The 12,821-nt window shown below is 35.4% G+C and carries 12 protein-coding genes; 8 read left to right on the top strand and 4 right to left on the bottom strand.

Annotated features, from left to right (window positions below):
* Positions 1-6 precede the first annotated feature (6 nt).
* The 5 genes from A3EM_RS42140 to A3EM_RS0111320 all read left to right on the top strand — a co-directional run bounded on the left by A3EM_RS42140 (position 7) and on the right by A3EM_RS0111320 (position 4,273).
* The gene (locus A3EM_RS42140; protein ID WP_020528331.1) at positions 7-906 is read left to right on the top strand and encodes a mechanosensitive ion channel family protein; all 900 of its coding nucleotides are present in this window, start codon (positions 7-9) and stop codon (positions 904-906) included.
* 177 nt (positions 907-1,083) lie between these two features.
* The gene (locus A3EM_RS0111335) at positions 1,084-1,305 is read left to right on the top strand and encodes a hypothetical protein (protein WP_020528330.1); all 222 of its coding nucleotides are present in this window, start codon (positions 1,084-1,086) and stop codon (positions 1,303-1,305) included.
* 106 nt (positions 1,306-1,411) lie between these two features.
* Positions 1,412-1,576, top strand: a complete 165-nt coding sequence (locus tag A3EM_RS47045; protein WP_026210238.1) for a DUF1328 family protein — start codon at positions 1,412-1,414, stop codon at positions 1,574-1,576.
* A gap of 182 nt (positions 1,577-1,758) precedes the next feature.
* On the top strand, positions 1,759-2,718 hold the full coding sequence (locus A3EM_RS0111325) for a YihY/virulence factor BrkB family protein (protein ID WP_169513349.1): 960 nt from the start codon (positions 1,759-1,761) through the stop codon (positions 2,716-2,718).
* Between the two features lie 85 nt (positions 2,719-2,803).
* Positions 2,804-4,273 carry an AsmA family protein gene (locus tag A3EM_RS0111320; RefSeq protein WP_020528327.1) on the top strand — a complete coding sequence of 490 codons (1,470 nt, stop codon included), beginning with the start codon at positions 2,804-2,806 and terminating at the stop codon, positions 4,271-4,273.
* A 33-nt stretch (positions 4,274-4,306) separates the two neighbouring features.
* Here A3EM_RS0111320 and A3EM_RS47510 read toward each other — a convergent pair whose 3' ends face one another.
* Together A3EM_RS47510 and A3EM_RS0111305 are read right to left on the bottom strand one after the other, a co-directional pair.
* Positions 4,307-4,444: a hypothetical protein gene (locus A3EM_RS47510; protein ID WP_020528326.1), complete on the bottom strand. Its 138-nt coding sequence runs from the start codon at positions 4,442-4,444 to the stop codon at positions 4,307-4,309.
* Positions 4,445-4,897: 453 nt separating this feature from the next.
* Positions 4,898-5,467 carry a DUF4142 domain-containing protein gene (locus A3EM_RS0111305; protein ID WP_020528324.1) on the bottom strand — a complete coding sequence of 190 codons (570 nt, stop codon included), beginning with the start codon at positions 5,465-5,467 and terminating at the stop codon, positions 4,898-4,900.
* Between the two features lie 477 nt (positions 5,468-5,944).
* Between A3EM_RS0111305 and A3EM_RS47505 the strand changes: the two genes are divergently transcribed.
* A complete protein-coding gene (locus A3EM_RS47505) occupies positions 5,945-6,097 on the top strand; it encodes a lmo0937 family membrane protein (protein WP_157637837.1) in 153 nt (50 codons plus the stop codon).
* Positions 6,098-6,186: 89 nt separating this feature from the next.
* Positions 6,187-6,993, top strand: coding sequence for a M48 family metallopeptidase (locus A3EM_RS0111295; RefSeq protein WP_020528322.1), 807 nt, complete (start codon positions 6,187-6,189; stop codon positions 6,991-6,993).
* Between the two features lie 168 nt (positions 6,994-7,161).
* Here A3EM_RS0111295 and A3EM_RS0111290 read toward each other — a convergent pair whose 3' ends face one another.
* Entirely contained in the window at positions 7,162-8,517 is a 1,356-nt protein-coding gene (locus A3EM_RS0111290; protein WP_020528321.1) for a sigma-54-dependent transcriptional regulator, read from the bottom strand.
* Positions 8,518-9,037: 520 nt separating this feature from the next.
* Positions 9,038-11,278, bottom strand: coding sequence for an ATP-binding protein (locus A3EM_RS0111280; protein ID WP_020528319.1), 2,241 nt, complete (start codon positions 11,276-11,278; stop codon positions 9,038-9,040).
* A gap of 316 nt (positions 11,279-11,594) precedes the next feature.
* Here A3EM_RS0111280 and A3EM_RS0111275 point away from each other — a divergent pair, with 316 nt between their 5' ends.
* Complete coding sequence (locus A3EM_RS0111275; protein ID WP_020528318.1) at positions 11,595-12,617, top strand: helix-turn-helix transcriptional regulator; 1,023 nt, start codon at positions 11,595-11,597, stop codon at positions 12,615-12,617.
* Positions 12,618-12,821 lie beyond the last annotated feature (204 nt).

The following is a 12,821-nucleotide window of genomic DNA, read 5'->3' as shown; positions in this document are numbered from 1 at the left end:
TTTATTATGATTGACCAATTAATTTCCTCTTTCCGAAATTTCCAGGAAGCCATCATTCAGGGCTTTCCGTCCTTTATCGTTGGTGTTACCTTATTGGTTTTTTTCATCATTATCGGATCTTTAATCCGGTCTTACACCAAAAGGAAACTTTTAAAAAAGGTCAAAGACAAGTTACTGGTCAATTTTATTGGCAGAATAATATTCCTTTCCATGTTGGTAATAGGAGTAGTTATTTTTCTCAATCAGGTGGGATTGGGGAAAGCGGCTGGTGGGCTTCTGGCGGGTGCAGGAGTATCAGCCATCGTAATTGGTTTTGCCTTTAAAGATATTGGAGAAAATTTTCTGGCTGGTTTTTTCCTGGCTTTTAGCCGCCCGTTCAGTATTGGAGATGTGGTAGAAGTAGAAGGTATAAAGGGAAAGGTGAAGTCTTTGAGTTTTCGGAATACCCACATCCGGACATTTGATGGACGGGATATATTTGTACCCAATGCCATCCTCATTAAGCATCCTCTGGTGAATTTCACCCGTGATGGTTTGCTGCGATACGATTTTACAATAGGCCTGGATTATGGAGATGATATTCCCAAAGCCGTTTCCCTGATCAAACAAACCCTTGAGAAGGAAACCAAAATTGAACATGGGGAAGCCCTGAAGCCTTTTATTCTTTTAGAAGAATTTAGTACCAGTACAATCAACCTGAGGATTTTTTTCTGGGTAAATTCCTTTAATTACCAACATGAAATGGCGGTATTAAGAACTGAAATAATGAATAATATTCTGGTGAGTCTGGCCAAAAACGGGTTCAGCATGCCTGCGGATATTGTAGAACTAAAAATTTATCAGGAAGGACAACCTATTCCTTTAAAAATGCAATCTCAACAATTGCACAAAACCAACCAAAATTAATGATGCAAAAACAGTAATTAATGTGGAAAAATTTCCACTACAGTAGAATTAATTCTGCATAAATGGAGGTAAAACAAAAGTACTAAACAAATATAATATATTGGTTATCAATAATTTATATATTTAATTATCAATTGGAGCAATTTTGTATTTATCTTTTATAAAAAACAATAAGCCATGAAAAAGTATATTGGAATAACCTTAATTGTAATTGGATTATTTGGAGCTTTGCTCACAGGATATAATGCAATTGAACAAGCCGAAAGCCTGCAATTTTTAGGAATGAATATCACTATTTCCGAACAGGGTAGTTTTGTTCCGGTTGTAGCCTTTGGAGTAGTTTTCCTGAGTGGAATCGGATTGCTTGCTTCTGATAAAAGCCGAAGTAGTTCATTTTAATCAAAATCAAATCAATTTCACCATCAATTTTTTTAGGGGAGAAAGCTCCTGATAAAATTCTGATGGTATTTAAATCAATCAAATTTTTAACCTAAACTTTTTAGTCATGCTTAAATGGTCATTAATTTTTTTAATAGTAGCAATAATTGCAGCGGTATTCGGATTTGGAGGAATTGCAGCCGGAGCGGCTTCAATCGCTAAAGTTATTTTCTTCATATTTTTAGTTGTATTTGTAGTATCTCTATTATTCAATTTGGTAAGGGGGAGATAACCTGCTATGGATAAGCATATTGGCTATTTGTGGATTAATCCCAAATAGCCATTTTTTATATGTTTTTAAGCACCAGTACTCATATTTCCGAGAAAAAGTAATCTCTTTATCAGTCTTATATGGCAAAATAATACACGATTAATTTTGAATTACTCCTTAAGAAAGCAAAAAAAATAATGCTGATGGAAAAAACGGCTAACTTTATTCAAAAAGTAAAAGAAACCGGCAAAAAGCATCTCGGGTTTATCAAAGAACTTTTTCAGAAGTTTGGAGACAATGACCCATTCCGGCTGGCTGCTGTTGTTTCTTATTTTGCCATTTTTTCCTTACCAGGATTATTAATTATTGTAATAAAGTCAGCAGGATTTTTTTTCGGGGAAGAAACTATTTCCCAGGAAATATTCCTTCAGGTGAAAAACCTGATAGGAAAGGAGGGAGCTTCTCAGATCCAGACAATGGTGAATAAAGCCGGTAATCAGGAGAATTCAAAAATGGCGACCATTATTGGTATAGGATCTATAGTTTATGCTGCCACGGGTCTTTTTTACCACATCAAAATTAGTCTCAACCAGATTTGGGAGATCAAAGAAGTTCCCAGGAAACCATGGCTCCAGCTTATTATTGACAGAACAGCCTCTTTTGGTCTTATTCTGGTAATGGGATTTTTATTAATCATTTCATTGGTTGTATCTTCACTTATTGCCCTTATCGGAAATAACCTTTCACAATTTGGCCTGGAACAGGGAATGATTTTGTTACAAATTATCAATTTTATGGTTTCCATGGTGATTACCTCCTTATTATTTGCAAGTATATTTAAATGGTTACCCGATGCCATTATCCGTTGGAAAGATGCGATAATTGGAGCAGTATTTACAACCATTCTTTTTGAAATTGGAAAAGAATTAATTAGCTATTACCTTGGAACCAGTGATCCCGGTTCTACTTATGGGGCGGCAGGTTCAGTGGTTATTATTTTGCTTTGGGTGACTTATACCAGTATTATCTTTTTCTTTGGAGCAGTTTTTACCCAGGTTTACAGTAAATGGTTTGGTAGGGAAATTAAGCCTGAAGTAGCGCAAAAAAAGAAAAATAAGGTAAACGTAAGCAAACCATTCCACACTTCATTTCAAAATGTCTAAATGAAAAAAGCGCTATTTATTTAATTACAAAATCCAGAATTCAATTAAAAGAAATAAATTTGAAACGTGCTTATTTACTTCCTGAATGAAACTAAAATACTTTCTATGGCTACTTTTGCCAGTGGTTTTTTCCCTGCTAATCTATATTTTTCTTCCTCCTGTTTTAGAAAGCTATCTTCGGGAAACCATTACTGAAAAACTGAAGGAAAATAAAGTTGTTTCCCTTGATTATGATGAACTTTCCATCAACCTTCTACCCCTCACCATTTCCTTCAAAAACCTGGGACTTACCACTAATCAAGTTAATCAGGATTCCCTTCCCCATATTACTGCCCAATTTCCCGAAATTAAAATATCAGGTATTAGCTATTCAGCTTATATTTTGGATAAGACTTTCTCTGCAAAGCAGATTTCTATAGAAAGGGGAAAAGTTCAGGTTTCAAAACGGAAGAAGCATTTCCCTGTAGACTCTCTTAATGCCCTGCTAGCTTTTCATGTAAAAGATTTATCCTTTCCCAAAAATGATTTGAAAGCCTTTTCTTTTGATGATCATGAAATAAGACTTTCCCAAATTTCAGCTAAAACGGTGGATGGATTTTATCAATTAAATTTTGAGGAAATAAAAAGTAATGGCGCGAAAAAGCTTGACCTGAGTTTCAAAAATTTCAAATTAATTCCCCAATATCCCCGATACGAATTTTCCCGGAAAAAAGGTTTTCAAACGGATAGATCGGAGGTTTTGATTCCTGCCATTTCCATTCATCAAATTCATCTTGATAGCCTGCTGAATCAGCATTATTTCCATGCTTCAGCGATATCAATGGATAGCATGCAGGTGAACTTGTTCCGGGACAAAAATGTACCCATGAATCCTGATAGATTCGTAGTGCTTCCCCAGCAAATCATTCGGGAAATGTCCCTAAAATTCACAATAGATTCCATTTCTTTAAGCAATGGAATGGTTACTTATGAGGAATTGAAACCTGATGGGAAAGCCCCTGGTAAAGTATTTTTTGATGGTTTAAATGCAACTTCTCACGCTTTATCGAATGATCCAAATCATTTTTCTAATGGTCAACTGGATATAAAAGCCAGTGGCAATTTGATGGGAAAAGGAAGTGTCACAGCCGATTTTCATTTCAATATTTTCAGGGAGGATAATCAATTTAATTTTAAGGGAACAATTGGTGAAATGTATCTTCCCCAGCTTAATCCAATGGTTGAAAATGTGGCTTTCGTACATCTGAAAAGTGGCCAGATGAAAAAAATGGAATTTTCAGTTACAGCCAACGAAAACTTTAGCATCGGAAATTTGAATTTTTATTATCATGATCTTCATGCTTCCATGATCCATCCCAAAAAAAATGAAAATGCTAACTTTTTCAAGAAAATAATTTTTGATTTGATGGAAACCCTCATTATTCCTAAAGAAAACATAGCCGGGAAAAAATTTAGAAAGGGAACCATCAAATTCAATAGAGACAAACAAAAATCAATTGTAAACTATTGGTGGAAATCTATATTTTCCGGAATACAATCTACTGTAGGTTTATAAGCTAATCCCTCCCTTCATTACTCGAATATTTACTTACTTCATTTTATAAAAGAGTTCTTTCAGATAAACACTTGTAAAAAGCGTTAGGGCTAAAATTCCCGTAATAATCAGTCTGTTGTCTGTAAAAAATGTGGTTAGGTCTTGTAAGCTGGTATTTAAAATGGATTCCATGGTTAGTTATATTTTTAAAAATCTTTAGGATACTTAAAAAATCTATTAAAGGGTTATTTTGTTTAGAAATTCTTAAGAGCATGTTTAAAATTTATCCTTTTGGCTGCAAAATGCACAGAAACGTCTGCCCGGTTCGGAAACTTCGCTTCAAAAAACAAAATTTAAACATGCTCTAAGGTTATAGGATGAATTTCAACTTAGTTTAATAAAAATTCATTCCAAGGTTCATAGGTGGCCAATGAAAGAAAGTATTTTATTTTAAGCAACTGATAACCAGTAAATTAGTTATTTTAGTATTCTTTCTCTTCTGGTTTGGCAATATAAATTGTTGGCAGGAAGCCACAACATTGAGGAAAAATATGGGGAAATTGATCCCCGGAAAATGATAGGGACACAAAAAAAGCAACTTAAAACTAAGTTGCTTTTTAAATTATTATGGTATTTAAATGGAAATTAGTCTATTTTATCTTCCATCTCATCGGCCATTTCTTCATGCATCTCCACTTTTGAAATAAAAGATTTTGCCCAGGTTTTTATTTCTGAATCATTGATTTCGTCTATATCATCTAATTCAGTTTTAATTTTTTCGTGTGCATCTTCAATAAACTCTACATAGGCTTCATCGAAATCTTCGCCTGGAACCATATCCATAAATTTCTCCTTAGTATTGTGCTCATTGCTTACGTATTCTACAGGGAGCACAATGCTTTTTTCTCTGGCTATACTGCTCAACTGATCTTTAACCATTTGGTGTTCTGTAGCCATTGATTTGGCCAAACTTTGAGCTCTTGGTGAAATGGCTTTTTTCCTGGCAATCTCACTGATTTCAAGTATCATAATATTGTAGCCGGCTGCTTCCACTAAAAATTCTGCATCGTCTTCCTTGTCATCATTGTGAGAGAATTTAGCTTCATTTATCTCCTCAGTTGATTCTACCTGAGCATCATCTTTATATTTTGAGTTACACGATGAAAAGACAAGCGCACTACATAATCCGGAAATTATTAAAATGTTTTTTAACATGATAAAAAAGTTTAGGTTAACTAAATGATTTTGTGATGTATATAATCACAATTGCTTGCCAATTATGCCATTGAAAAGTAATTAGGCTTTAAACCCCTGAAAATAAGCTATTTAAGAAAATGATCGTTTCGTGCTTAAAAAATAATTTTGACGAGGAAAATCCACATAATTGTAGAATTTTTCAAACGATTTGTAAGGCCATCAGGCATTTATTAAAAAGATAACACTGCAAATAAGCTGGCATTTTTGGAGAAATTTTATACTCACTTTTGGGGTTTTATTGTGGTTATTTTTCCCCATTTTTTTGAAAGGAATGAAAAGGGTGAATACCTCGATAAATATGAACATTTCTATTTAAGTATCTGATAATCAGTCTTTTGTTTTAATTATTTCCATCTAATCAAGTGCACATTTAGTTTCATGGTATGGAAATTTGATTCAATAATTAAAAATAATGTTCAACAAACCTGAAACGTCATGTCAAATCTATTGTATTTTATAGCTATCCTGTTGGTAATAGGTTGGTTACTAGGATTTTTTGTTTTTAATATAGGAAGTTTAATTCATGCATTACTAGTGATTGCAGTGGTTGCCATAATTTTCCGACTGATCAGAGGCCAGCGAATTTAGCGATAATTATCAGCCTTAAGAAGGAGGAAGGAATAGCTTTATTCCCTGCTCCTTCTCATTAGAAACTGTTCAACCTAAATTTTAGAAAAATGAAAAAGCTATTAGCCCTCTTTACTATATTTTTAGTGCTCACAATTTATAGTTGTAGTACTGTACCCATTACAGGAAGATCTCAATTTGCCCCACTCCCGGCTTCCCAAATGCTTGCCCTTGGTGAGCAAAGCTACGACCAGGTATTAGCCCAAAGTCAATTATCCACCAATAAAGCCCAAACTGAAATGGTGAGAAGGGTAGGGAGAAGAATTGCAAGGGCAGTGGAAAACTATTTTAAAGCCAATGGTATGGAAGAAGAAATGAGAGGTTTTGACTGGGAATTTAATTTAATTGCCAGCGATCAGAAAAATGCCTGGGCCATGCCTGGTGGAAAAGTAGCCTTCTATGAAGGTATTTTGCCTATTTGCCAGGATGAAAATGGCATCGCTGTGGTAATGGGACATGAAATTGCCCATGCCATCGCCCAACACGGAAACGAAAGAATGGGCCAGGAACTGGCTGTTCAACTTGGCGGAATGACTTTAATGACTGCCCTGAGTAAAAAACCAGAGGCCACCCAGCAACTGGCTTTAACAGCTTTTGGACTTGGTTCTCAGATTGGAATTATGTTGCCTTATAGCCGTGCCCATGAATCTGAAGCCGATGAAATGGGACTTTATTTTATGGCCATGGCAGGGTACGATCCTAATGAAGCACCTGAGTTTTGGAAGCGAATGAATGCAGGAACAGGACAAGAGAGCAGACCACCGGAGTTTTTATCTACTCACCCTTCTCCTGAAACCAGAATTAATAAACTAAAAAGATTAATTCCCAAAGCCCTGAAATATCAGGAAGTGTATTAAAAACCATTCCTCATTTGACACACTTAGTCATTATCCCGGCAGGGTTATCTTTCCATAAAGACTCTGCCGGGATAATTTTTAGCATTTATTGTGTATTAACCCGCACACACAAAAAAACCTGACTTACAAATTATTAAGTCAGGTTTTTTAGGTAAAAAAATTTAGAAATTATAAATCAATGGCATAATCCCTAAGTTTGTTGTAGAGGGTTTTCCTATCAATTTTAAGCACTTTTGCAGCTTTGGTTTTATTATTATCTGTTTCCTGTAAAGCTTTAATGATGGCTGCTTTTTCAGCTTTCTCAGCAGAGGATTTCAGATCGGTAATGTTTTCCTCTTCCTCATGGTCAAAACTAAAGCTATCAGCATGATGGTAGGTAATTTCATGGGGTAGGGCATCCTGCTGGATGTATTCTCCCTGAGTGATTAATGCCGCTCTTTTCACCACATTTCTCATCTCTCTTAAATTGCCATACCAAGGGTAGCGATTAAAAATTTTTACCACATCAGATGAAAATCCGGAAATGTCTTTTCCCAAATCTTCATTAGCCTTTCTCAAAAAATGATTGGCAAAGAGAATGATATCTTCTTTCCTTTTTCTGAGTGGTGAAAGGGTGATATTAAACTCATTTAACCTGTGGTATAAATCTTCTCTAAAACTGCCATCAGCAACTGATTTTCTCAGGTCATCATTGGTGGCAGTCACAATACGAACATCTATGGGAACTTCCTTATTGCTACCTACTTTGGAGATTTTTCTTTCCTGCAACACCCGGAGTAGTTTCACCTGGATTTCATAGGGTAAGTTCCCGATTTCATCAAGGAAAATGGTACCGCCATTGGCTTCCTGGAAACATCCTGTTTTTTCAGCGATGGCACCGGTAAAAGCACCTTTTACATGCCCGAAAAGTTCACTCCCGGCCAGTTCTTTGGAAAGCGCTCCACAATCTACCGCAACAAAAGGTTTTCCCGCACGGCTACTAAAATTGTGAATGGTATTGGCCACATATTCTTTTCCCGTTCCGGTTTCTCCTTCTATCACCACGGTCATTTGAGTAGGAGCCACCAGTTTGATGTGCTTTAATACATTCTGGGATTCCGGACTTGTACCATGAATAAACCGTTGGGGTATTTGCTTGGCTGGAGCTGGAGTATTTACCGTATTTTTTTTCTTTAAAGCAGATTTTACTGTAGAAAGAATTTCATCCGGGTGAAGTGGTTTGGTCACGTAATCAAATGCTCCTGCTTTAATTGCTTTTACCGAAATCCGGATGTCGGAATATCCGGTAATCATGATGACCAGTGTCTGGGGTCTTAATAACTTAATTTTCTGTAATAAACTGATGCCATCTTCATCGGGAAGTCTGAAATCGGTAAGAACCAGATCAACAGCGGTTTCTTTTAAAAAATCAATGGCACTTTTGGCATTATGGGCTTCAAAAGTCTCATAGCCATGCTTGGAAAAAAATCTTGTAAGCAGTTTACAGATATCAAAATCATCGTCTATTATTAATATTTTACTCATAAAGATAGTTATATGCCTAGGGTTAAAAATGTGAAATTAGCCAGTGTCTAAACATTTTTAATTGCGCTTTTGTTTTTCCTTATTTATTAATTTGAATAACAAATTGCTAGATTAGGCTAAGAAATAGTGGAAAAAAAGTAACATATTCCATTAAATTAAGTCAAAAATGGGGCAAATTCCACAGGGGAAAAATATCTCATTTTTTACATGGTGTATCCTAATTTTTATTCCAGGTTTTATCGGTGTATCGGAATATATGAAAAACGCATATAAAATACTGACAATCAGATCATTTTATATTCTTAATTTTCCTGGTTTCAAAATTTTTCATCCTGTATGGAGAATCAAAATTTAAAAATTGAAAGAGTTGTTTGAAACAAAAATTAGTAGGTATAATGGAATTTTTTCCACAACTGTAGAAAAAATTCTACAATTAATTCCACAATAGTTGAATTTTTTTGATGAAAATCTCCTACAATCAAAGTCTGAGGAGCACCAATGCCTTAGAAGGAACTCAGGCTCAGGTTGAAAGTGGCAAAAACAAGGTAAATACAGTGCCTTTCTGAGGAGCACTTTTTACTTTTATCTTTCCCCCATGTAAATCCACAATCTTTTTAATGATATACATTCCAAGGCCGGTTGATTGTTCTCCTTTCTGGTCTTTTCTTCCTACGGTAGAAAATTTTTCAAATAGTTTTTCCAGAAGTTTCTGGTTCATGCCTATTCCAAAATCGATCACTTTTATGGCAATTTGATTATTTCTATTGAATGTTTCAATTTCGATATTGCTGTTATTATAGCTGAATTTAATTGAATTAGATATCAGGTTGTTTATTACCCTGGAAAATTTTTCTACATCAATTTTCACGGTATCATGAGTAGCATTCAGCCTGGAATTTATCACCATATTTTTTTTATGCGCCTGGCTTTTTTGGTTGGCCAAAATCTTATTCAGGAATTTGTTAAGTTTTACCTTTTTCGGAAAGATTTGGTAATTTCCATCTTCCATAGAAGCCGAATCGAGTAAATCTTTTAAAATACCATCCATTCTTTTGCAGGATTTTTCGATAAGTTCCAGGTAATACTCCTTGTCTTCTGAATCGGAAAGCATCCCCTTGTTTTCCATTTTCAAAATTTCATTAGAGCCCAGAATCACATTTATTGGGTTTCGGAGGTCAACAGCCAGAATACCCAAAATATCATTTTTTAATTTAATTGATTTCTCAAGCTTTTCATTCAGGAGCCTGAGGTCCTCCGCATTTTTATTTAAAATCTCTACAATTTGCTCTCTCAGTCTGGAGGCAATCTTAATTTCCGGCTCACTCCAGGGCTGGGCATGGTCTTTTACCATTGTAAGATATTTTTCAAAAGATTTTCTTGGGGAAAGTCTGAACCCTTCTTCCGATTTTTCAAATACTTTATGAGGGTTTCCTCCCCAGGATTTACTTTCAATAATTTCCGGTCGGAACCAAAAGATATACTGGCTTTGTTGCTTGGAAAGTTTTATACTTAGTAATCCACTGAAATGAGGATCCCATTCCATTTTTTTGGGAAGTTCGCTAGATAGATTCCTGGTTTGAAATTCATTTTCCACCTTTTTTTTATCCAGCCAATTGACAAGGGCTTCCAAGTTTGACCTGGAAGGGCAATTTCCTGATTTAGTCAATTTTCCGTGATCCCAAAAGGCTACACCTTCTGCATCGATCAGGTCAAGCAGGTTTACCCTTCCTTTAAATAAGCCTTTTTCCAGACTCTTCTGCTCATTGCTTTGCAGTATCAGTTCTGATTTTATTTTGAGCAGTTTATTGAATGCAGTCACATCCAGTTTTTCCCGGTAAATGGAAATAAAATTGGAAAAATAGCGCGCTATGAATTCAATATTATTCCGCTCTGGAAAACTAAATAATTTGGGACTATAATGGTGACAGGAAATCAAACCCCAAAGTTTGTTATTGCACACGATGGAAATGACCATGGTGGCTTTCACACCCATATTTTGCAGGTATTCAATATGAATGGGAGAAACACTTCGCAAAGGTGAAAGAGACTGATCTAATGTAACTTTGTCGGGGGCAATTATATTTACAGGCTGATAATCTACATCCGGAATAACCCTTACCCAGTTACTAAGGTATAGTGCTCTGGCCTGTGCAGGAATATCACTTTCCGGAAAATGATGATTCAAAAAACTCTGTTTTACACTATCCTCCTTCGATTCTGCAATCACGGAACCATTCCAATGCTCGTCAAATTTGTAGATAAGCACTCGATCATATCTGGTAACCTGTTTTAATTCATCTGCCAAAATTTGAAATGGTGTGTTGTCCTGAAATTTTTCAGATAGTTTTTCAAAAATAGAATGTGCCGTGGAATAGAATTCTCCTGAAATGGTTTGGTCATTTCCCATTTTAGGCTCCAGTTCCAGAATAATATAGTTTCCGGAATGGTAGATCAGGGCATTAAATAAAAATGAACTGGCCGGTTGATGTGTAAACCGAATTGTATGGGGTAATATGGGATGTAATTTATTTTTTTGCCAGTCTTTAATCTGGTTTATTTGTTCCTCAGGCAGCAGTTCATGGAGGGATTTTGAAAGTAAGCTCTGATAGTTTAGATGGATAAATTTTTCAATATTTTCACTTACATGGGTAATTTTCAGGTCGTCCTGGTTAACTCCAATCAGGAAGCCATGAGGCTGGATTTTTCCAGGAATATGTATAGGTTCGTCAGCACAGTTTATTAAGTCGACTTTAATTGGCATTGATTCCATAGGTAAAAAAGCTTGGTATTTTTCAGTTTATAAAGGTACTGGGAATATTTGCCAAAATTTAATAAAAAACATCCTAGAATGGATTAATTATAACCTGAAAAGGATTGTTTTGTTTTTGGAATGATGCTTTCTTACCTCTGGATCTTTACCTCAATTATGTGGAAATTATCCTACAACTTCTACACATTTTATTAAAATATGAATAATGATTAGTTGTCTCATTTTCAGTGATTTACAAAGTGTAAAGTTCTTTTAATGGGATGTGGTATGAAGTTTTTACCCACAAGTGTAAAAAAGCCTCATAGCCATGAAAATCTATTTAAGTTCCCATAAAATAAAAGAGATTGTTGCTGAATTTGCCCAACAATTGAAAGTACAACCAGAGTTCGATTGTGAGGAGGGTATGGTGAGTTTGCCAAAATCAGTTGGAATCGGTGTTATTAAAGGACTATCTTTTCCATTTGGGTTGGCTTTGCTTATGGTAAAATGCGAGTTAAAAGACGATTTAAAAATCAAATATCAACCGCACGATTTCCAACCTCTGCAGTTTTTATTTTCCTTAAAAGGGGAAACATTTCATTCCATCGATTCCGATTTTATTCAGTATGGTTTGAGCCCTTTGCAAGGCTCTATTACGGCCTCAAAAAAGACTTGTGACCAAAAAATTACGTTACCGGCCAACCAGGAAATTCAGTTGTGTAGTCTGCAAATTAACAGGGAAGCCTTTCTGAAGAAAATCAATTGTGATTTGGATTCAATTCCTGAAAAACTAGCGTCTGCTTTTAGGGATAAGTGTGGAAATCATTCTTTCTACTACCAAAGCAACTACAGTTTTGCGATAGCCGAGTGTATCAATGAAGTTTATTCCAATACGCATGAAGGACTCGTTAGAAAGGCCTATATGGAATCCAAAGCCCAGGAACTTTTTTCCCTGCAGGTTAAACAATATCAGGACGATATGATGTCTGAAGGAAACAGAATTTTGCTTAGAAAAAATGATGTAGCACTAATTAAAAAGGCGAAAGATTTACTCTTAAAGGATTTGAAAAATCCACCAACCATTAAAGCCCTTTCCAAACTTGCCGGAATCAATGAATACAAATTGAAAAAAGGTTTTAGAACTATTTACAGCACTTCAATATATAAATACCTAAGAGAAGAAAGACTTGAAAAAGCAAAGCTTTTGCTCCTGGAAGATACCCTGAATATCGAAGAAATAGCCAGCAAGGTAGGTTATTCCAATAAAAGTCATTTTGCAAGGCGGTTTAGGGAAAAATTTGGAAGCCTGCCAAGTGAATTTGTAAAGCGCTTTCAATCGGAAGTACTTTAATTATTTTAAGATAAATTTGGATAAAAACATGGTTGTCTGTTTCCCTTTGTTTCTATTCCATGTTTTTTCCAACCATGGAAAAATCCCTCTTGGGCCCATATTTATCCAATTTAAACATGAAATCTCTTTTTAGCTGAAGTACCTTTGAGTAATATCACTTCCATAATTTGTCGTAATTAATCAGCTTTGCCTGAACTGGATTCG

The sequence above is a fragment of the Flexithrix dorotheae DSM 6795 genome (assembly GCF_000379765.1).
Lineage (GTDB): Bacteria > Bacteroidota > Bacteroidia > Cytophagales > Flammeovirgaceae > Flexithrix > Flexithrix dorotheae.
This window is presented reverse-complemented; position numbering and strand designations above follow the sequence as displayed.